This is a genomic window from Lactobacillus huangpiensis (assembly GCF_019972815.1).
Lineage (GTDB): Bacteria > Bacillota > Bacilli > Lactobacillales > Lactobacillaceae > Lactobacillus > Lactobacillus huangpiensis.
The window spans coordinates 72,604-94,107 of the sequence record NZ_BPPA01000006.1 but is presented as its reverse complement, the minus strand read 5'-3'; the positions used below and the strand labels follow the sequence as shown (position 1 = coordinate 94,107).

Sequence of the window (21,504 nt, the reverse complement as noted above, 5' to 3'; positions counted from 1 at the left end):
AAAGTTTTTTCTTGGCTTTTATTTATCACTTTTTTCTTTACGTGATTTAATTTTCTCTTTTGCTCGTGCAATCATGGTGGTTTCTTGGGCTTGGAACACAGATCTCGTAGTGAGGTAATTAAAAATACCCACTAAAATTTGATCAACAATTTTTACTAACAGTGCATCTAAATGAAGCCAGGACAATCCGACCAACATAATTAAACTGTCCGGAATAAGACTAATAATTCTATAAGTAAAAAAGATAATCAGTTTTTGCCAAGTTGAATGTTCCTCATCAACATTATTGATAAAAACAGCCTTTTGGTTAAATACGAAGGAGGCCAGGTTAGACACAATAAATGCAATAGTATTTGATACTAAAACAATGCTATGCCACCATTTATGTAAAACCATAAAAACCACGGTGTTGATTAGAGCCGCTATAAAACCAAAGATCATGTAAACAAATAAGTTACGATGTCTTTTGACTACTTTTTGTGCTAAGTGATGAATTTTAGGATCAGACATTGAGTCAAATTTTTGTGAATCCATTTTCTTATTCTTAACCATTTAACTGATCAGCCATTTCCTTAGCTGCATTATCAATTGCATCTATATCGTTATCGTTTGGTGCATTTTCAATTGTAACAGGTTTAGTCACTTCTTTTGCTCCAACTTGCTTAAACTTTTTTTCAAAATCAAAGACGTTTTCACAAAAATGATCAGCATACATCATGTCGCCACTGCCCATCACAGCAAAATATTTTCCAGTTAAATCCAAGTCATTTAGTTGGTCATAAAAATCTGCAATATCGTCAGTCATAGTGCCTTCGCCATAGGTATAAGTAATAAAGATGCACAAATCACTTGATAAGTAATCACTGGCGTCAGTAAATTCAGCTTCGCTCGTTTCCACATCGAAGCCCAAATCTTGCAAATCTTCTTCCAGAATATCTGCTATATCTGCATCGTTGCCAGTCATACTTGCATAGACTATTCTAGCTTTCATTAAATTCATACCTTTCACAAAAACTAATTCATCAAAACATTATACCTAATTTTGCGTAATTAATGAAATTCTTTAGTAAACTTTTAAAAAACGCTATAATGTAATCAAACATCATTTAATAGAGGAGAATTTAAATTTGATTACAATTAAATCCATTAGAGAATTGAAGGGCATGCAAGCTTCAGGCAGGTTATTAGCATCAATGTTTGAAGGTCTAAGGGAAGTAATTAAGCCCGGAATTACCACTTGGTCAATTGAAGAATTTTGTCAAGATTTTGTCAAAAGTCGTGGTGGCAGGTTGTCAGAGCAGGGCTTTGAAGGTTACAAATATGGGACATGTATTTCTGTTAATGACCAGATCGCCCACGCTACTCCACGTAAAGACACTGTTTTAAAAGAAGGCGATTTGGTTAAAGTTGATGTGACTTGCAATCTCAATGGCTTTGAAACAGATTCTTGTACTACTTACCCAGTAGGCAAAATTTCTCAAGCTGATCAGGATTTGATGGATACAACTAAAAAAGCCATGTACTTAGGAATTGATCAGGCAGTTTTAGGTAATCGCATTGGGGACATCGGAGCCGCAATACAGCATTTTGTAGAAGATGAGCATCATTATGGTGACGTTAAAGAATTAGTCGGTCATGGTATCCAGCCAAGTATTCATGAAGATCCAGAAGTGCCACATTGGGGTAAAGCGGGACGCGGATTAAGACTGCGTGAAGGAATGACTATTACTTGTGAACCAATGGTTGAAGCCGGTGGTGATTGGCGCATTGTTGAAAAAAGCGTTGCGGATCCTAAAGATGATTGGGTCTTTTACGCTACACCGGATGGCTCAAAATCCGCACAATTTGAACATACCTTTGCAATAACTAAGGATGGTCCTAAAATTTTAACGCTACAAAAGCCATATGATGGCTACGAAAAATACTTACCACATTTTGACGAAATGGATGACTAAATTGCATGGGTAAAAAAGCTGAGGCAATCAGGAAACGCTCTTTTTTATTTTATAAAACTGTTTCCTTGAAATTTACTCAAGGTGAAGTTTTAACAAGCGCAATTGCGGTTGCTTACTATGTTTTGTTTTCGATATTTCCGTTAATTATTATTATCGGAAATATTTTGCCGTTATTTAATATTAATACTGAACCGATTGCCAGTTATTTAAAACTGATTTTTCCAGATAAAATTGCTAAATTTATTATGCCGATAATTAACTCATTATTAAAAAGCAAATCAAGTGGTTATATTTCATTCGGTATTATATTGGCATTATGGTCTGTTTCTTCGTTAGTTAATGCTATTAGAATTGGTATGAATCGGGTTTATGGTGTTCGTGCCCAAGAATTAAAGCAAAAATGGCAAGTTACTGTTTGGACAAGATCTATTACTATTATGTTGACCAACCTCATGATTATAGTATTTGCCTTGCTTAATTTAACTTTGATTTTTGGTCAGCAGGTACTCGAATTTTTACGCCCAATTTTCTCTTTTTCTGTTGGCGAAATTGAAAAAATTTTTAGTTATCGTTACCCAGTAATTATTATCACAATGATAGGCTCACTGTATTATGTCAATTATTTTTTACCCAACATCAGATTAAAGAAAAAAGTTATCTGGCCAGGTGTTTTTACTACATTATTCGGCTGGATTATTCTTTCCTGGCTTTTTAGTTTCTATTTGCATCATTTTCGTATTAGCTGGGAAAACTATGGCATTATCGGTACTTTTATTATTTTCATGTTGTGGTTGAATATTTCCTCAATCCTCTTTTTACTGGGGACATGTGTAAATGCTGCGATAGTAACGCTTAATTACGGAGAAGTAAACTATTCAGTGGGTCGTTTAGCTGAATATATTCAAAGAAAACGCAGTCATTAAAAATTAGCGCATTCAATTTTATTTTGGTATATTAGTTTTATGATTTTAAAGAAAGCGTAAAAAATATGAAAGTAAGAAAAGCAATTATTCCTGCTGCTGGCCTTGGTACTAGGTTTATGCCGGTAACTAAAGCAATGCCTAAGGAAATGTTGCCGATTGTCGACAAACCGACTATTCAATTTATTGTTGAAGAAGCCAAAAAATCTGGTATTGAAGACATTTTGATTGTCACTGGAAAAAATAAGCGCTCGATTGAAGATCACTTTGACTCCAATCCTGAACTTGAACAAAATCTGCAGGAAAAAGGCAAGACAGGTCTGCTTAAAATGTCGCAGGAAATTACCCATTTGGGAATTAATATTTATTATACTCGTCAACCCTATCCAGCAGGTTTAGGGGATGCGATTGCCCGTGGACGTAGTTTTATTGGAGATGAACCATTTGTCGTTATGCTTGGCGACGACTTGATGATGGACAAAGTACCATTAACAAAGCAATTGATTGACCGTTATAGTGAAACTAATGCTTCCACAATTGCAGTCATGCCGGTACCACATAAAGAAGTTTATAAATATGGCATAATTGAACCAGATAGTGAAATTGCGCCTGGCTTAATAAATGTTAAATCTTTTGTAGAAAAGCCAGAAGTAGACAAGGCTCCGAGTGATTATGCCATTATTGGCCGGTATCTTTTAACTCCAGAAATTTTTCCAATTTTGGCTGAACAGAAACCAGATAAAGGCGGGGAGATTCAATTAACTGATGCGATTGATACCATGAATAAAACTCAACGGGTTTTAGCGCACGTATTTAAGGGGACTCGTCATGATGTTGGGAATAAAGAAAGTTATTTGGAAACATCGATAGAATATGGCTTAAAACATCCGGAAACGAAGGATGCATTACGTAAATATATTATTGATTTAGGAAAAAAATTAGAAGAACAAAATTAACAATAACAAATTAATCAATTATGCAATTAAAGGAACCATCATTTAATGGTTTCTTTTTTTATGTAAAATTTTTCTTAATGTCTGACTAATTACTGTCCTCGAGTTGAAAATTTTTGTATCATGCAACTTGAAACTTTTCGCTAAGGGATAGGTTAAATGAAAGATATATATATTGTTGCAGCTAAAAGAACTCCTTTTGGTCGCTATCATGGGTTATGGGCTGAAAAAAATGCAATAGATTTAGGAGAGTTAGCCTTAAGAGGAACACTAAAAAGCATTAATCTGCCTGCTGAAAAACTGGACGCCTTATTTATGGGTAATGTTTTGGGTGCTGGTTTAGGACAAAATATGGCTCGGCAAATTGCTCTGAAAACGGGTATGAGTCCCAAAAGTAGCAGCGTTACAATTAATGAAGTCTGTGGTTCAAGTTTAAAAGCTCTCAGACTGGCTCAAGGACAGATGGAACTGGGCGACTTTGACTTGGTAGCTGTTGGAGGTGCTGAAAGTATGTCTAATGCTGTTTATTTAACAGAGGACAAAGAAAAACCACAGTTTCAAAGCGAAATGTTGCAAAATGGTCTCATTGATGCTTTTTCTCATGAGCATATGGGATTAACGGCTGAAAACGTAGCAGAAAAATATGGAGTTACGCGTACAGAAATGGATGAATATAGTTTAGCTTCTCATCGTAAAGCAGTTGAAATTGTTCAGCAAAACTTTTTTCAAGATGAAATAATTGGCGTAGAAGTAAACGGTAAAATGATCCAGCAGGACGAAACAATTCGAGCTGATACTAATTTAGAAGCACTAAGCAAGTTAAAACCTGTTTTTAAGAAAAATGGTTTAGTTACAGCTGGCAATTCTTCGCCCTTAAGTGATGGTGCCAGTATGATTATTTTGGCAAGCGCAGAAAAAGTAAAGGAACTCAAACTGCAACCTCTGGCGCGGTTGGGATCGTTTGCTGAATCTGGTACTGATCCGGCATACATGGGTGTAGCGCCATATTTTGCAGTAGAAAAATTATTACAAAAAACAAACAATACCATTAATGATTATGATGCAATCGAAGTTAATGAAGCTTTCGCTGCCCCTAGCGTTGTCTTAGCTCGAAAACTCCGAATTCCACCCGCTAAACTAAACATTTTTGGTGGAGCCATTGCACTAGGTCATCCTCTTGCTGCTACCGGAACTCGTTTAGTAGGAACAGCTGTCAATATTATGAATCATATCAATGGTCATAAGGCTTTGGTAACTCTTTGTATTGGTGGCGGACAAGCAATTGCATATGAAATAGAGAAATTTTAAATGAAGTTTTATAAGTTAGCACCAGAAAAAAGACGAGAAATGCTGCAAAAACAAGGAATTAAACTGGATCAAGTTGATTCTCAGGTTTTGCATGACTTGGATTTATTAAGTGAAAATGTAATTGGTCAATTACGTTTACCTGTTGGTTTATCACAAAACCTATTGGTTAATGGTCAAAATTACCAAGTGCCAATGGTGACCGAAGAGGCCTCGGTAGTTGCAGCGGCTAATAATGGCGCTGGTATTGTTGCAAAAGCTGGTGGCTTTACCGCAAGTAGTCAACGAGACGGTATTTGGGGCCAAATTGTAATGCAGGTGGCTGAAAATTTTGAAGTCTCCAACTTGCAAGAAGTATTGCCAACCCTTATTAAAGAGACAAATACTGATTTTGCCAGTCTTGTAAGTCATGGCGGTGGAGTCCGTAAAATAGAACTTAAGCAAATAAATGATTTGCTTTATATAAAAGTATTAGTTGATCCTGCAGAGGCTATGGGTGCAAATAAAGTAAATTCAATTTTAGAATTTATGGCAGATGAGTTAGAGGATTTTGCTGGCATTAAACAAAAATTATTTGCCATTTTGTCAAATTATCCTAGCCAAATCACAACAGTCAAGGCTGCAATTCCTGTTGATTTAATAGGTGGAACAGAAATTGCCAGAAAAATTGCTTTATTGAGTCAAATTGGTCAGGACGACCCAATGAGAGCCGTTACCAATAACAAAGGAATCATGAACGGAGTTGATTCTGTCTTACTGGCAACTGGAAACGATACTCGCGCAGTAGAGGCAGCTTGTGGTGTTTTTGCAAGTAAAAAGGATACCTACACCAGTCTCAGCAAATGGCAGCTTGAAAATGAAAATCTTATCGGAAAGCTTAGCATTCCCTTGCCAATTGGAACTGTTGGCGGCTCAATTAATACCAGAAAAGATGTTAAGCAAAACTATCGTATTTTAGGGGAGAAAATTACTGCAGAACAATTGGCTAATATTATTGCTGCCATTGGTTTAGCCAATAATTTAGCAGCATTACTGGCAATTTCTACCAGGGGAATACAAGCAGGACACATGAAACTGCAGGCCAGAAATATTGTTGCAGTTTTAGATGCTACTGCTGCCGAGAAAAAAGTTGTATTCCAAAAAATCATAAATAGCAAAAAATACAGTCAATCTGCAGCTAAGGAATTTTTAAAAGAAATCAGAGAGGAAAATAATGCAAGTCGGAATTGATCAAATTGGTTTTTATACACCAAACAAATACGTTGATATGGTGGATTTGGCAAAAGCTCGAAATGAAGATCCTAATAAATTTTTGATTGGTATTGGTCAAATTAGAATGAGTGTTGCTGATCAGACTCAAGATGCAGTATCAATGGGAATTAATGCAACGCTTAGATATTTAGATCAAATTGAACGTAAAAAAGTCGGTTTATTAATCGTTGGAACAGAAAGCAGTGTTGACCAGTCTAAATCAGCTTCGCTTTTCATCAAATCGGCTTTGGAATTACCGGCAAATGTCAGAACTTTTGAAGTAAAAGAAGCTTGCTTTGGCATGACTGCAGGCATCATGATCGCTCGGGATTACGTCCGCGTTCATCCACATCATAGTGCAATTGTAATTGGCTCTGATATTGCTCGTTATGGAGTTAACACGGGGGGTGAAGTGACACAAGGAGCTGGCAGCATTAGCATGTTGATAAAGGCTGATCCCCAAATTTTGGCTATCAATAATGGACACAGCTCACACAGTGAGGATATTAATGACTTCTGGCGTCCTAATGATTCAGCAGTTGCCGTAGTTGATGGTAAATATTCTAAAAATGTGTATTTAGACTTTTTTAAACGCACATTCAAGGATTATCTTAGACAAACTGGAATAAAAACTAGTGATTTCACAGCATTACTTTATCATTTGCCTTTTGTAAAAATGGGCTTTAAAGCAAATGAATGGGCAATTACTGATCTGGATGAAAAGGCAAAAAAACGACTGACAGAGAATTTTACTGCTGCTGCTAGTTATGGCAAGGAAGTCGGTAATATTTACACTGCTTCTTTATATTTAAGCCTTTTGAGTTTACTGGAAAATACTAAATTGCCGGCAAATGCAAAAATTGGTTTATTTTCTTATGGTTCAGGGGCAATGGGTGAGTTTTATTCAGGACAAATTATTGAGGGTTATGAAAAGAATCTACATGCAAGTGCAGATCAAACAATGATTAATCGCCGTCAGAAATTAACTATTCCTGAATATGAACAAATTTTTAATCAGGCTTTAGAATTTCCACAAGATAACTTAGAGCTTCAAAGTGATGAGGAAAACGGCAACTGGTATTTTGCCGGAACCAAAAACCGCATTCGTCAATATTTCCAAAAATAGATAAAAAGGCTGCCAAACGGCAGCCTTTTTAGGTTAGCCTAACTCCATTTTGATCAGGTAAAATTTGAATACCATAAACAGCAATTCTCTCTTTTTGATTATAAATAAATATCGGAATACTGCGACCGTGAATATTTTTAACCAAGTTAATCAATTTTTCTTTTGTAAGTGACTTTTTTCCTGGAAAAAGCAAGCATTCACTGCTTGAAATTTTTACTTTTGCCAAAGGAATAGTTTTTTGACCGATAGTTAAATACAAGTTAGTTTGGTTGCTTAGATCATTGGTTAATTGTAATAAATCTGTTAATCTCATTTTTAATATTCCTATACAAATTTAAAATGTTATACTATAAGATATTATTTTAGTGAGGGTGGCTGAACTAATTGAAAAAATTAAAACATAAAAAGCTATGGCTTTCATCAATTATTATTATCTTACTAGTATGTGTATTATTTACAGGAGCAGGTTACTATTTCTTTAAAGTGGCATGTGTACCAGGTAAAAAAAGTTTTTTAAGTTCTTCAAGTAAAGTAATCAAGAAGTCAGATCCTCTTTACCGTGAAAAAATTTGGTTTAAAAAAACTGCTAAACAAAAGTGGTATATTGAATCAGCTGATGAAAAATTCAAATTAGACGCAAATTTTATTCCTTACAAAACTTCCAACAAGACAGCTATTGTTTTACCTGGATATATGGACACGAAAGAAGATATGGGAGAATATGATGCCTTGTTTCATCAATTAGGCTATAATACTTTAACTCCAGATCCGAGAGCTCAGGGAAAGAGCGAAGGAAAATACATTGGGTATGGTTGGCCGGAAAAAGATGACGTAAAAAAATGGGTCTCGTATTTATTGCAAAAATATGGTCAGAACCAACAGGTAGTAATTTATGGCTTAAGTATGGGTGCGGCAACTGCCATGATGACAAGTGGGCTTAAACTTCCTCATCAAGTTAAAGCGTTTGTAGAAGACTGTGGCTATACCAGCGTCAAGGATGAAATTGAGCATGAAGCAGGAGTCTTGTACAATATGCCTGCTTTTCCTCGTTTTCCACTAGTTGAAATTCTAAGCGGCATTAATAAGATAAAAGTTGGCTATTTCATGGGTAATGCCTCTAGTGTTAAACAGTTACATAAAAATCATAGACCAATGCTGTTTATTCATGGCAGCCGTGATAATTTTGTACCAACTAAAATGGTCTATCCTAATTATAATGCTACCAGAGGACCAAAGGAAATATGGGTAGCTCCCGGAGCTAAACATGCCAAGTCATTTTCAAAGCATCCAAAGGAATATAAAAGACGTGTTGCGACATTTTTAGCTAAATATGTGAAGTAAACTATGCATTTTATTTGCTAGCGCTTACATCTATCTGCTATTATTAAAGTGTGGTTAAGGTTACAAGATTTCTATCTCCATAATATGTTTGTTATCTAATTTTAAAATGACAAGTTTATCGCGAAAATTTGCAAAGTTTTATATATTTGTATATGAGGATTTTATCTCAAGAAATATTCTCAATTGACACCCGATCCACAAAAATAGTTGTCGCTGATTGCGACAACTATTTTACTTTTTATTTATCTTAAAGTAAGTTTAACGACACATTCACATCTAGGTGTTTGGGGTAACATGTCGACATTTTCAATCAATCTGACATTGTATGCCTCACTTAAAAGAACTAAATCTTGAGCGAGAGTAGATGGGTTACAGGAAATGTAAACAAAGGTTTTGGGTTTTACTCTCAACAGGGTTTTGATCAAACTTTTCGCTAGACCAGTTCGGGGCGGATCGACAATCAGCGCATCAATTGGAACGCCATTTTTTACTAGTTCAGGTAAAATCTTTTCCACACTTCCCTGGATATAATTAGCATTTTTGATATGATTTAATTCCACGTTATGATTAGCGTCAGCAATTGCTTCAGGAATAGTTTCAATGCCAATAACCTGCTTGACTTGATCTGATGCCAAAATTCCCAGCGTTCCCACACCACTGTATGCATCAATCAGCGTTTCATCTGGACTCAAATCTAAAAATTTAAGTGCGCGTGAATACAAAGTACTAGTTTGTACCGGGTTTAACTGAAAAAATGCTCGCGGTGACAAGGCAAACTTTTTGCCTAAAATTTCATCAGTGATTTGATTTTTACCTGCTACTTTAGTGGTTTTGTTGCCCCAGACTTGTGGGTTGCGCCAATCAGTTTCATTTTGATAAACACTAACCACATCTGGAAGCCTTATAATTTCTTTTGCAAGTTGATTAATATTTTTAAGGCTGTGTCCTACGATAATTAAAGTTACTTGAATTTCGTGAGTAGCATAGGCTTGACGTACTACAATGGTCTTAAGACCATCAAAGTGCCGAAAAGGATCTGCAATTCTAATGTGCAATTTTTCCACTAAACTTTTAATTTTACGTTCGGTGTCTTGGGTTGCCTCACTTTGAGTTGGCATTTCAGGCAAATCAAACAGTTCGTGTGAGTTAGGTGCAAAAAGCCCCAAACTGGTCTGACCATGAGATTGTTCAATTTGATATTGAGCTTTATTGCGGTAATGCCATTCTTCTGGAGCCGGAATTGTTTTTTTAACTTTATACTTGCTGTAACCGCGTGGATGATATTTTTTAAGAGCTTCAAGAACATTGTCACGCTTGAATTCAAGCTGTTTAGGATAATCTAAATGAGCAAGTTCGAGTCCACCAATTTCTGGATTGACATTAGTGGGGAAAGATACTCTATCAGGACTTTTTTCCTTAATGCGGACAAGCTCAGCTTCAATATAGCGTGGATATTCTGTAATAATTTTGGCAACAACTACTTCATTAGGCAGGGCACCGGGAATAAAAATTATTTTTTTGCGGTAATAGCCGATGCCTTCACCATTGATTCCTAGTCTTTTAATTGTAATAATAATATCTTTATCTTTTGGATTATTTTGATTAAATTTCTTGTACATAATTTTCTTTCTACAATAAAATATTAAATGTTAATAATTTATTGTACTCCCTGGAAAAAGTTTTTAGCAAGAAAGAGCAAAATTTGCTAGCATGGATTTAGGGAGTAGAAAGGTGAGTCACTATGGCAATAATTACTAAAGTCAGCAGCCAAAAAAGACCCGGTCGTTTTAATATCTTTTTAGACGGCAAATATTCTTTTTCGGCTGCTGAACAAACTGTGGCTGAGTTTATGCTCTTAAAAGGGCAGGAGCTTTCTGAAGAACAAATTGTGGAAATTAAACAATTTGATACAGATGCTAAAGCAACTAATATTGCAACTAAATTTTTAAGTTATGAGCCCAGAACAGTTTTTGAAGTTTTACAATACCTCAATAAACATGACATTGACAATGAACCTGCACAAGCAGCAGTTAGTCAGCTGACAGAAATGGGTTTTTTAGATGATGCCAAGTACGCTCAATTGATGATTAGACAAGATTTACGTATAGGTACTGATGGACCACTTAGTTTAAGCAATAAGCTTAGACAAAAAGGAATTGATCCTGAAATAATCGACAATGCTTTAGCTGAAGTAGATGACGATAAGTGGCTGGATGCAGGCAAAAGAGTTCTCAAATCAATGAGAAGCAAAGTGGGCAAATTAGCAAAACGTGAGCTGGAACGAAAAATGACGGTGAAATTATTAAGTCATGGCTTCTCCAGTTCTCTGACCAGCACAATAATTGCTCAAATTGATTTACCACAAAATGATGAAGACCAAACAGAAGCCTTAAAAAGGCAGGGCATAAAAGCATATAAGCGCTTTCGGCGTTTACCAGAAAGCGAAAGACAAAATAAAATACGTAATTATCTCTTCACACATGGATTTGCCAGTAACGAAATTGATGCCTTTCTTGCTGGCGAAATTATTCCTTTAGATGAATTAGCTGAATATTAGGAGAATTTATGAAAAAACTGCAAAAAAAAGTAACATTCGTTGGTCGTCCTTTTCCAGATCAAGTGATGGATGAACAAAAAACTTTTAATCAGGCAAACATGGAAATGGAACAAAATCAAGTTTTCCAAGATTTTATTAGCAAAAACAATTTGAAAAATACTAGGAGCAGTATGGTGGTTTTTGGTCCTGAAAATTTCATGTATTGGTATGGTGTTGTTGCACCAAACAATATTAAAGTTCCTCAAGGTTTAATGAAATTTGTTTTGCCTGAAACTCAAGTAGCAATTGAAGAAAAAACTAATCAAAACATTTCCTTTTTTAGTCAACCTTTAAATATGGTAATTTCACAGTTTTTAGCTGCTGTTGCAGATGAAGGCATTAAAATTTACCAAAATCCGGGAGATAGTTTAACTCCTTATATTTTGCAAAACTTGAATTTAGACACAAAAAAACTGACCCAAGAATTATATCTTGAAGACAGTCTTAAAAATTAGTGTTGTTTGGGATCAATTGACAGGTTATCATACTCCACATATGCACCAAGGCAAGTTGACAAAAGCATGATCAGCATCACGATACCAACTGATTTGCCCACAATCTGATCTAGTGTTAAAAATTCTCTGACTACAAAAGTGGCAGCAAAGCAAAGAATGAAATCCAAAATTACATTAGCAATTTGCAAAAAGTAGCGTCTTCTGATACTGAAAAAACGTAGCAGTTGCTTCAAGAAGCCATCGTTTATTTCAACTGCCAGCAAATCGACCGGTCTTTGAATCGTTGCCTTAATTGCAAACATAATTAAGGCACCGACTGTTGCACCAATACTAGTGCGAAAAAGATCAGCTGAATGTAAAACCAGAGCATCATAACCAATACCAATAATGGTTAAACTACACAGATAGGGAATTAACAGTAAAAACGTGAAAACAAGTATGACATGACTTTTTTTCATAGTTTGACCTCATTTCTTACGTGCTATTCTAACATATTGTTTGCGTACATGATATAATGTTGGTATTTAATACGTTATTTTAAGAAAGAGAGCAATAAAATGGCTAGCGACCCCGACAAGGGGAATTTATTTGAGCGTTTCAAAAATAAATTTTCCCCTACAAATGATGAAGAAACAAGAGAGCACTTAATTACAGAAATTGAAGATTTACATAAAGACAAGAAAATTAGTGACAATGAATTTTCAATGTTAAATGCAGTTTTGGATTTTCAGGGACGGATGGTACGTGAAGTGATGGTACCCAGAATTGATGCTTTCATGGTTGATTGCCAGGAAAGTTTGCAGGATCATCTAAAAGAAATACTGCGTGAACCATATTCCAGAATACCGGTTTATCAACATGATAAGGACAAAATAGTTGGTATCATTCATATTCGCACTGTTTTGCGTAAAGCTTGGGAGAAGGGCTTTGACAAAATTACTTACGATGATGTAATGAATCCTCCTCTTTTTGCGCCAGAAACAACTGAACTTAGAGAACTACTCGTAGAAATGCAGCAAACACAGCAGCAATTAGCTATCTTGACAGATGAATATGGTGGGGTTGTCGGAATTGCAACCATTGAGGATATTATTGAGGAGATAGTCGGTAATATTGATGATGAAGTAGATCAAACTGAGGTTTTAGTGCATCAGATTGCACCAAACAAGTTTGTCATTTATGGTAAAATGCCTCTTGATGATTTTAATGAACAATTTGGCACGGATCTTGAAATGGAAGATGTGGATACCATTGCCGGCTATATGATTACCAAATTAGGCATAATTCCTGCAAAAGGCGAAAAACTCTCAGTCAAATTAGACAATGGCATGGTTTTAACTACCAGAAGAATGATGCGTTCAAGACTAATGACAGTTTTATTAACTATACCTGAAGCAAAACCTAAAAAGAAAGAAGAACAAAATACTTAATGAGTAACGAACTGTTAGACAAAGTAAAAAGAAGAAGAACATTTGCTATCATATCGCATCCAGATGCAGGGAAAACTACGATTACGGAGCAAATGCTTCTTTTTGGTGGCGTGATTCGCAGTGCTGGGACAGTTAAAGCACGTAAAAGCGGTCATTATGCTACAAGTGACTGGATGGAAATTGAAAAGCAACGTGGCATTTCAGTTACCAGCTCCGTCATGCAATTTGAATATCAGGGAAAGAGAATTAATATTCTTGATACTCCTGGGCATGAAGACTTTTCTGAAGATACTTATCGTACTTTAATGGCAGTTGACTCAGCTGTCATGGTTATCGATTCTGCTAAAGGTATCGAACCTCAAACTAAAAAATTATTTAAGGTCGTAAAACAAAGGGGGATTCCAATTTTTACCTTCATGAACAAGTTGGATCGTGACGGCAGACCTCCGCTAGATTTGATTGCTGAACTTGAAGATCTGCTGGGCATTGAAGGCGTGGCTATGAATTGGCCAATTGGTTCAGGCCAAACCTTACAGGGATTGTATGATATCGCTAATAACAAAATTGAAATGTATCATAAAGATGGATCTGACCGCTTTTTGTCACTAGATAAAGATGGTAAATTGCCGGACAGTGAACCCTTTAGTCAAAATCCTCAATTTCAAGATACACTAGGAGAAATTGAATTAATTAAAGAAGCCGGTAACCAGTTTGACTTACAAAAGATTGCTAAAGGAGATCAAACTCCGGTATTCTTTGGCTCTGCTTTAACAAATTTTGGTGTTGAAACTTTCCTGCAAAGCTTTGTCAAACTGGCTCCTGCACCTGCAAGTCATACAGTTAATGAAACTGAAGAACTGGCTCCTGATGATTCAGAATTTTCGGGTTTTGTGTTTAAAATTCAGGCTAATATGAATCCTCATCACCGTGATCGCATTGCTTTTGTTCGTATTGGCAGTGGCGAGTTTAAAAAGGGATTGGACGTTACTTTGGCTCGTACAGGTAAACCAATAAGGTTAAATAATGCGACAGAGTTTATGTCCAGCGAAAGAGTACAGGTTTCGGATGCTGTAGCAGGAGATATTGTTGGACTTTATGATACTGGTAATTTTCAGATAGGTGACAGTATCTATGCCGGCAAAGACAAAGTGGTTTACCCACCACTGCCAGAATTTACACCGGAATTATTCGTAAGGGTCACTGCTAAAAACGTTATGAAACAGAAATCATTTCATAAAGGAATGGTACAACTGGTTCAAGAAGGTGCAATTCAGTTATACCAAAATTATCAAACTGATGAGTATATCTTAGGTGCAGTCGGTCAATTGCAATTTGAAGTCTTTAAATTCAGAATGAAAAATGAGTATAATTCTGATGTTGAAATGACTAATATTGGTCATAGAGTAGCCCGTTGGATTGACCCTGAACAGCTGGATCCTGCCATGGCTAATAGTCGAAACCTACTGGTTAAAGATCGCTATGGTCAACCACTATTTTTGTTCGAAAATCAATTTGCTGAACGATTTTTCAAAGATAAGTATCCTGATGTTAAATTAACCGAAAAATTATAACAAAAAAGCTGGTTTTTAAACCAGCTTTTTTTATTTATCGATATGGATTTCAATTACATGTTGGCTTTCATCAATTGTCAACTTATATATAGGATCTTTTTCCTGAATAAGTCGTTTAATGACAAAATCTGTTTCGTCCTTGCGTACACGGCGATTGTGGTTTTCCAAGACAATTCCGATCGCTTTATCACTTTCGGTGTAGATAACGGAAGTATTGCCTAGAGAGTAAACTTTGACGTAATTTACGTTAGTCGTATTTAGTTGACTATGAACTAGGTCCTTATAACTATTGGTTACATCTATTAAATGCATGGATTTCACCCGTTTCTTCTAGTAGCTCTTTTTTATTTTAGTATACAACTAATCTAAACTTTTTTCTTTAGTAAAAAGCATGATTATCATAATTTACAATAACCATGCTTAATAAGAATTGACTTAGTTAGTAATTATCACTGCTGTTTTCTGAATTTACAACATTTTCATTTTCGCTTATGACAATTTTGTTGTCAGAAACATTTGCTAGTAAGTTTTTTGCTGCAGGGTGGTCAAGCTTATAGTCAGCAACTTTATCTTCAATTTCTTCCTGAATAGTTCTGCGCAGAGGTCTTGCTCCCATAGCAGGATTATAGCCTTCTTCAACAAGTTTCTTCTTGGCATCGTCGCTAACAGTAATCTGTAAGCCCTGATTTTTAACCATATTGTTTACATCGTCAAGCATCAAATTAACAATCTTAATCAGATCATCTTTAGTTAATTCATTGAATTCTATTACATCATCTAAACGGTTTAAAAATTCTGGTTTGAAGAATTGACTCATTGAACTTCTGGCAGAATCCGGCTTATCCTTAGAATTTTCAGCTGCGAAACCAACACTGGTATTCTTAATTCCCTGACCAGCATTAGAGGTCATGATAATAATTGTGTCTTTGAATGATACTGTTCTACCTTGAGAATCAGTCAAACGACCATCATCGAGGATTTGTAAAAATAGATTCATAACAGCTGGGTCAGCCTTTTCAATCTCATCAAGCAATATCAAACTGTATGGGTGTCTTCTAACTCGTTCAGTCAATTGACCGGCTTCTTCATAACCCACATAACCAGGTGCAGATCCGATAAGCTTAGACACTGAATATGATTCCATATATTCTGACATATCAAAACGAATCAAAGCATTCTCTGACCCAAACATTTGTCTGGCTAATTGTTTAGCTAGTTCAGTTTTACCGACTCCAGTTGGTCCAACAAATAAGAAAGAGCCTATCGGACGACCAGATTTGTTAAAGCCAATTCTGTTACGCCTAATTGCCCGAGCCAGTTTATCAACAGCCTTGTCTTGGCCAATGACGTGAGCTTTCAGGTTTGGTGCCAGATTTTGCAGCTGGTTTTCTTCCTGCTTTTGCAAATCGCCCACAGGAATGCCAGTTTTTTCTTCAACAATCTTATTCATAATCTTGCTGGTAATAATAGGAGATTTGTCAGGATCGACTTTTTGATCCTTCATCTTATTATATTTTTCAATTTGATCGCGGTAGTATGCAGCTTTTTCATAGTCTTCGTTCTTTAAAGATTCTTGTTTTAATTTTTGTGCTGCATCAATCCGTTCCTTCATTTTATCTTTATCAACGTACGGAATTGTCAGATTCATTCGTGAACCTGCTTCATCAAGCAAATCGATAGCCTTATCAGGTAAAAATCTGTCCTGGATATAACGCTCGGATAATTCAGCAGCAGCTTTTATGGCATCATCAGTATAATGTACATGATGGTAGTCTTCATAACGCTTTTGGATGCCTTTCAAAATCCGAATAGTTTCTGGAACTGACGGCTCTTTAACATCGACGGGCTGAAAGCGTCTTGCTAAAGCAGAATCTTTTTCAATTTCACGATATTCTTTTAATGTAGTAGCACCGACTAGTTGCAGATCGCCACGGGCAAGAGCGGGTTTAATAATATTGCCTGCATCCATTCCGCCTTCAGCATTCCCCGCGCCAACAATTTCATGAATTTCATCAATAAATAGTATAATGTCATCGTGATTTTCCACTTCTTTAAGAAGTTGCTGCATACGCTGTTCAAATTGGCCACGAATACCTGTACCTTGCACTAAAGAAACTACGTTTAATGATATTATTCTTTTATCTTGTAATTTGGCAGGAACCGAGCCATCAACAATTTGTTGAGCTAAGCCTTCAACCACAGCAGTTTTACCTACTCCGGCTTCACCAATTAAAACTGGGTTATTCTTTGTTCTGCGGTTTAAAATCTCAATGACGCGTGCAATTTCTTTATCACGTCCAATGACTGGGTCAATTTTGCCTTTTCTTGCTAATGCAGTTAGATCTGTACCATATTGATCTAAAAGTGAACGACTACCTCCGGTACCATTATTACCATTGTTAGGTCCACCATTATTCATTCTAGGGTCTCCTGGATTTCCAGCATTGCCATTATAGTTAAACAGGTCGCTGAAATCACCAAAGAAGCCATTATTGTCATTATTCATATTAATATTTCCTTGTTGTTTAAGTTGTTGATAACATTGTCCGCATAAATTAATTTCTCGACTTTGTCCATTAACTTTTGCAAATAAGTGAATGGAAGCTGGTCGTTTTTGACAGTTTTGACAAAGCATTGTATTACCGCCTTTCATATCAGTTTACTAAATTATATAATTAGCACTCGGAATAATCAAGTGCTAAAACTTGGATCTTATTATTTGTAAGTACGGTAAATATGCTAAAATACATGTAGGCAAAATCAAAAATATTGCTGAATTAATATAGGATAAAAGCGGTGGTAAATTTGGATTATCAAAAAATTCTTGAGCAGTTGGCAGATGGTGAACTAGATCATTATGAAGTTGATCCTCAAAACGCTTTTGAATTTCAATCTGCATTAAGGTCTTTTGGTAAGAGGCAAAACATAACGGGAAAGGCTTTGCGGGGTGGTAAAATAATTTATTCGCAGTCTAAGACTGGAGTTTAGTGATGTAAACTGTTACATTTATGTTGTCTAATTCACAAAAAAATGATAGTCTAAGTAAGCGAATAGGTATTTATTACCGTTTTGATTTTTTGAATTAAAAGGAGATATATATAATGGAAAAACGCGATTTTCATGTTGTTGCAGAAACAGGTATTCATGCTCGTCCAGCTACATTGCTAGTACAAGCTGCTTCTAAGTTTGGTTCAGATATCAACTTGGAATACAACGGTAAATCTGTTAACTTGAAGTCAATCATGGGTGTTATGTCACTCGGAGTTGGTAAAAATGCTGATGTTACGATCAGTGCTGATGGTGATGATGAAAAAGACGCAATTAACGCTATTTCTGAAACAATGAAAAAAGAGGGTTTAGCTGAATAATGACCAAGACATTAAAAGGAATTGCTGCAAGTGATGGTATTGCTGTAGCACCAGCCTATCTCTTGGTTGAACCTGATCTTTCATTTTCAAAAACTACAGTTAGCGATGTTGAAAGTGAATTAACACGGTATAAGAAGGCAATTTCAGTATCAACTGCTGAAGTTGAAAAAATCCGTGATAGCGCAAAGAAGAGTTTAGGTGAAGATGAAGCTCAAGTCTTTGAAGCTCATCTGATGATTTTAAACGATCCTGAATTTACTGGTGCCATCGAAAATGAAATCAAAGAGCAAAAAATTAACAGTGAAGCTGCACTTGATGAAACTGCTCAAAAATTCATTACAATTTTTGAAGGCATGACTGATAACGAATACATGCAGCAACGTGCAGCTGATGTACGAGACGTTTCAAAGAGAATTATGGCTCATTTACTAGGTAAAGAGTTGCCTAATCCCGCATCGATTGATCACGAAGTAATTGTGGTAGCCCATGACTTAACCCCAAGTGACACTGCTCAATTAAACAAGAAGTTTGTTAAGGGCTTTGTAACTGACATTGGTGGTAGGACTGCTCACTCTGCTATTATGGCTCGTTCTCTTGAATTACCAGCTGTTGTTGGTACTGACTCAATCACAAAAGATGTTCAAAATGGTGATGCTGTTGCTGTTGATGGTCTTAGCGGTGATGTTGTCGTTAAGCCGACGGACAGCGAAATTGCAGACTATAAGCAAAAGAGTGCTGATTTCTTGAAGCAAAAAGCTGAATGGGAAAAGTTAAAGGATGAGCCTTCAGTAACTGCGGATGGTAAAAAATTCACAATTGCAGCAAATATTGGTACGCCAAATGATATGCCGGGTGTGAATGACAATGGTGCTGAGGCTGTAGGCCTTTATAGAACTGAGTTCTTGTACATGGATTCAAAAGACTTTCCAACAGAAGATGAACAGTTTGAAGCCTATAAAGAAGTCCTTGAAGGCATGCATGGCAAGCAGGTTATTATTAGAACCATGGATATCGGTGGTGACAAGCACCTTGACTACTGGAACTTGCCAGAAGAAATGAACCCATTTTTGGGAGTGCGTGCAATTAGGCTTTCACTGCAAAATGAAGAAATTTTCCGTACTCAGCTTCGTGCCTTGTTACGTGCATCTGCTTATGGTAAGTTGGGTATCATGTTCCCAATGATTGGTACCATTAATGAATTACGTAAAGCTAAAGCAATTTTAAGTGAAGAAAAAGACAAGTTAGTTGAAAAGGGAGTTAAGATCGGTTCAGATTTGGAAGTTGGAATGATGATTGAGGTTCCAGCTGCTGCCGTTTTAGCCGACCAACTTGCAAAAGAAGTTGATTTCTTCTCAATTGGTACTAATGATTTAATCCAATATACAATGGCTGCTGATCGTGGTAATGATAACGTTTCTTACTTGTATCAACCAGCGAACCCATCTGTTTTACGTCTGATTAAACATACAATTGATGCAGCTCATGAAAATGGTATTTGGTGTGGCATGTGTGGTGAAGCTGCTGGAGACAGCACCATGTTCCCAATTCTGTTGTCAATGGGCTTAGACGAGTATTCAATGAGTGCTACCTCGATTTTACGAATCAGAAGTTTGATGAAGAAGCTTGACACTAATGACATCAAAGAATTAGCAAATAAAGCTTGCTATGTTTCAGAAACTGCTGAAGAAAACGAAAAATTAGTTAGCGATTTAATGAAAAAAGTAAATAAATAAATATTAATATTCAAAAAGGGTACATTCTTAAAGTTTTTGTATCCTTTTTTAATTTCTTTAATCTTTCTTGGCAAAAAGTTCACAGAATATTCACGTTTTGAACTTAACATAAGAATGTAATTAGTTATCAAAAACACTACTTACAAAAAAGAAGTAGTATGTTATAATAATTTAGAAAACAATTAAAAGGAGCGTGAAATATATGGTCAACTTATATATATCTCCGAGCTGTACATCATGTCGCAAAGCAAAGGCTTGGTTAAAGAAACACGATATTCCGTTTAAGGAAAGGAATATTTTTTCTGAGCCGCTGACAAAAGACGAACTTATGCAAATATTGCGAATGACTGAAAACGGTACGGAAGAAATTATTTCTACGCGTTCAAGAGCCTTTCAACAACTTAAAGTTAATCTTGATGATCTATCAATAGACCAACTGCTTGACTTAGTGGAAAAGAATCCTAGTTTATTAAGACGTCCAATCATTATGGATGATAGGCGTTTGCAAGTTGGGTATAATGAAGACGAAATTCGTCGCTTTTTACCAAGAAAAGTACGTCGTCTTGAGCTTGAAGAAATGCAAAAGATAGCTGATTTATAAAATTCAGGTAAGTTTAAAATAAAAGCGTTAGTTTTTAAACTAACGCTTTTATTTTATTAGCAAAGTACGCTACAATAGAACAAAGAATCTGATGGAGGTGAGAACTCATGCAAGTAGATCATATAAACAATAATACGATTCGCGTGAGAATAGGTAAACAAGAGTTAGCTAATCGTGGTCTCAAAGTTTTGGATTTACTAGGTGATAAAAATAAAATCCAGCATTTCTTTTACTCAATTTTGGATGAAATTGATACTGATCACTCTTTTAGTCAGGATGCACCGGTAACTTTTCAAGTAATGCCTAATAACGGTGGACTTGATTTACTAATCACTAAAGTAACAGAAAAAGATCGTAATAATCTTGCTCAATTATTTGATAATGATTTTGCCAACAACGGCAATAAAAAGAACAATGATGCTCGCAAGTCTTTTCTCGACCTTGAACCTGAAAATGAGGAAGAAGATAAAGAAGGTTCAAGTGAGCCAGCAGATTCTTCTCAACCTAAGGTTAAGAAACAGTTTTGGAAATTGCAGAAAAAACAGGCATACTGCTTTACTGATCTTGATCAGGTAACTGAATTAGCAGACAGTCTTGAAGCAAGTGATTTATCTTCCAGCCTATATTTCGAACGAGGTAAATTTTATTTAGAGCTGATTTTTACTGATCAAGAATATTCAGAAATAAAGCCAGCAGATGCATGGGCAATTGCAAACGAATATGGTATAAAAGTAAAGACAAGTGAAATGGCTCGCGTGCGAACAAATGGTAAATGTTTGTTATCTCATGATGCTTTAGACCGATTACGCCAATATTTTAGTGATATTAAATAAAATAGCAAAATAGCTGAATAAAAAGGCAGGTAAAACCCTGCCTTTTTGCGTATTTATTCTTAGGTG

The 21,504-nt window shown here is 36.0% G+C and carries 23 protein-coding genes; 16 read left to right on the top strand and 7 right to left on the bottom strand.

Annotated features, from left to right (window positions below; genetic code table 11):
- Positions 1 to 18 precede the first annotated feature (18 nt).
- Entirely contained in the window at positions 19 to 552 is a 534-nt protein-coding gene (locus tag LDM90_RS05940) for a GtrA family protein (RefSeq protein ID WP_034977316.1), read from the bottom strand.
- A complete protein-coding gene (locus LDM90_RS05935) occupies positions 545 to 991 on the bottom strand; it encodes a flavodoxin (protein ID WP_034977320.1) in 447 nt (148 codons plus the stop codon). Before LDM90_RS05935 ends, LDM90_RS05940 begins: the two co-directional genes overlap by 8 nt.
- A gap of 136 nt (positions 992 to 1,127) precedes the next feature.
- On the opposite strand from LDM90_RS05935, the gene map reads away from it, so the two are divergent.
- The 6 genes from map to LDM90_RS05905 all read left to right on the top strand — a co-directional run bounded on the left by map (position 1,128) and on the right by LDM90_RS05905 (position 7,510).
- Positions 1,128 to 1,955, top strand: a complete 828-nt coding sequence (gene map, locus LDM90_RS05930) for a type I methionyl aminopeptidase (protein WP_223896853.1) — start codon at positions 1,128 to 1,130, stop codon at positions 1,953 to 1,955.
- Between the two features lie 5 nt (positions 1,956 to 1,960).
- Entirely contained in the window at positions 1,961 to 2,878 is a 918-nt protein-coding gene (locus tag LDM90_RS05925; protein WP_223896854.1) for a YihY/virulence factor BrkB family protein, read from the top strand.
- Positions 2,879 to 2,943: 65 nt separating this feature from the next.
- Positions 2,944 to 3,831 carry a UTP--glucose-1-phosphate uridylyltransferase GalU gene (galU, locus tag LDM90_RS05920; protein ID WP_045927754.1) on the top strand — a complete coding sequence of 296 codons (888 nt, stop codon included), beginning with the start codon at positions 2,944 to 2,946 and terminating at the stop codon, positions 3,829 to 3,831.
- A gap of 156 nt (positions 3,832 to 3,987) precedes the next feature.
- A complete protein-coding gene (locus LDM90_RS05915; RefSeq protein ID WP_223896855.1) occupies positions 3,988 to 5,136 on the top strand; it encodes a thiolase family protein in 1,149 nt (382 codons plus the stop codon).
- Positions 5,137 to 6,363: a hydroxymethylglutaryl-CoA reductase, degradative gene (locus tag LDM90_RS05910; RefSeq protein WP_223896856.1), complete on the top strand. Its 1,227-nt coding sequence runs from the start codon at positions 5,137 to 5,139 to the stop codon at positions 6,361 to 6,363.
- Positions 6,347 to 7,510, top strand: coding sequence for a hydroxymethylglutaryl-CoA synthase (locus LDM90_RS05905; protein ID WP_223896857.1), 1,164 nt, complete (start codon positions 6,347 to 6,349; stop codon positions 7,508 to 7,510). The genes LDM90_RS05910 and LDM90_RS05905 overlap by 17 nt, the downstream gene beginning before the upstream one ends.
- A 28-nt stretch (positions 7,511 to 7,538) precedes the next feature.
- Here LDM90_RS05905 and LDM90_RS05900 read toward each other — a convergent pair whose 3' ends face one another.
- The gene (locus tag LDM90_RS05900) at positions 7,539 to 7,823 is read right to left on the bottom strand and encodes a hypothetical protein (RefSeq protein ID WP_034977337.1); all 285 of its coding nucleotides are present in this window, start codon (positions 7,821 to 7,823) and stop codon (positions 7,539 to 7,541) included.
- Between the two features lie 71 nt (positions 7,824 to 7,894).
- Between LDM90_RS05900 and LDM90_RS05895 the strand changes: the two genes are divergently transcribed.
- A complete protein-coding gene (locus LDM90_RS05895; protein WP_034977340.1) occupies positions 7,895 to 8,851 on the top strand; it encodes an alpha/beta hydrolase in 957 nt (318 codons plus the stop codon).
- Positions 8,852 to 9,093: 242 nt separating this feature from the next.
- On the opposite strand, the gene rlmD is transcribed toward LDM90_RS05895, so the two are convergent.
- Positions 9,094 to 10,470, bottom strand: a complete 1,377-nt coding sequence (gene rlmD, locus LDM90_RS05890; RefSeq protein ID WP_223896858.1) for a 23S rRNA (uracil(1939)-C(5))-methyltransferase RlmD — start codon at positions 10,468 to 10,470, stop codon at positions 9,094 to 9,096.
- Between the two features lie 122 nt (positions 10,471 to 10,592).
- On the opposite strand from rlmD, the gene recX reads away from it, so the two are divergent.
- Together recX and LDM90_RS05880 are read left to right on the top strand one after the other, a co-directional pair.
- A complete protein-coding gene (gene recX / locus LDM90_RS05885) occupies positions 10,593 to 11,408 on the top strand; it encodes a recombination regulator RecX (protein ID WP_223896859.1) in 816 nt (271 codons plus the stop codon).
- Between the two features lie 8 nt (positions 11,409 to 11,416).
- A complete protein-coding gene (locus LDM90_RS05880; protein WP_198213323.1) occupies positions 11,417 to 11,902 on the top strand; it encodes a hypothetical protein in 486 nt (161 codons plus the stop codon).
- Here the strand turns inward: LDM90_RS05880 and LDM90_RS05875 are convergent.
- Entirely contained in the window at positions 11,899 to 12,360 is a 462-nt protein-coding gene (locus tag LDM90_RS05875) for a hypothetical protein (protein ID WP_223896860.1), read from the bottom strand. The genes LDM90_RS05880 and LDM90_RS05875 overlap by 4 nt on opposite strands.
- 99 nt (positions 12,361 to 12,459) lie before the next feature.
- Between LDM90_RS05875 and LDM90_RS05870 the strand changes: the two genes are divergently transcribed.
- Both LDM90_RS05870 and LDM90_RS05865 read left to right on the top strand, forming a co-directional pair.
- A complete protein-coding gene (locus LDM90_RS05870) occupies positions 12,460 to 13,332 on the top strand; it encodes a hemolysin family protein (RefSeq protein WP_034977355.1) in 873 nt (290 codons plus the stop codon).
- Complete coding sequence (locus LDM90_RS05865; RefSeq protein ID WP_223896861.1) at positions 13,332 to 14,903, top strand: peptide chain release factor 3; 1,572 nt, start codon at positions 13,332 to 13,334, stop codon at positions 14,901 to 14,903. Before LDM90_RS05870 ends, LDM90_RS05865 begins: the two co-directional genes overlap by 1 nt.
- Before the next feature lie 30 nt (positions 14,904 to 14,933).
- Here LDM90_RS05865 and LDM90_RS05860 read toward each other — a convergent pair whose 3' ends face one another.
- Together LDM90_RS05860 and LDM90_RS05855 are read right to left on the bottom strand one after the other, a co-directional pair.
- Positions 14,934 to 15,215 (bottom strand): DUF1827 family protein, encoded by a 282-nt coding sequence (locus tag LDM90_RS05860; RefSeq protein WP_034977791.1) that lies wholly within the window; start codon positions 15,213 to 15,215, stop codon positions 14,934 to 14,936.
- A gap of 127 nt (positions 15,216 to 15,342) precedes the next feature.
- Entirely contained in the window at positions 15,343 to 17,538 is a 2,196-nt protein-coding gene (locus LDM90_RS05855) for an ATP-dependent Clp protease ATP-binding subunit (protein ID WP_198213328.1), read from the bottom strand.
- Between the two features lie 170 nt (positions 17,539 to 17,708).
- Here LDM90_RS05855 and ykzS point away from each other — a divergent pair, with 170 nt between their 5' ends.
- From ykzS to LDM90_RS05830, 5 genes are all read left to right on the top strand, one after another.
- Complete coding sequence (gene ykzS, locus LDM90_RS05850; RefSeq protein WP_034977361.1) at positions 17,709 to 17,891, top strand: protein YkzS; 183 nt, start codon at positions 17,709 to 17,711, stop codon at positions 17,889 to 17,891.
- 113 nt (positions 17,892 to 18,004) lie between these two features.
- On the top strand, positions 18,005 to 18,271 hold the full coding sequence (locus tag LDM90_RS05845; protein ID WP_034977366.1) for a phosphocarrier protein HPr: 267 nt from the start codon (positions 18,005 to 18,007) through the stop codon (positions 18,269 to 18,271).
- On the top strand, positions 18,271 to 20,004 hold the full coding sequence (gene ptsP, locus LDM90_RS05840; RefSeq protein WP_223896862.1) for a phosphoenolpyruvate--protein phosphotransferase: 1,734 nt from the start codon (positions 18,271 to 18,273) through the stop codon (positions 20,002 to 20,004). Before LDM90_RS05845 ends, ptsP begins: the two co-directional genes overlap by 1 nt.
- A 202-nt stretch (positions 20,005 to 20,206) precedes the next feature.
- On the top strand, positions 20,207 to 20,605 hold the full coding sequence (spxA, locus tag LDM90_RS05835; protein WP_034977372.1) for a transcriptional regulator SpxA: 399 nt from the start codon (positions 20,207 to 20,209) through the stop codon (positions 20,603 to 20,605).
- A gap of 107 nt (positions 20,606 to 20,712) precedes the next feature.
- A complete protein-coding gene (locus tag LDM90_RS05830) occupies positions 20,713 to 21,438 on the top strand; it encodes an adaptor protein MecA (RefSeq protein WP_198213333.1) in 726 nt (241 codons plus the stop codon).
- The last annotated feature ends 66 nt before the right edge of the window (positions 21,439 to 21,504 follow it).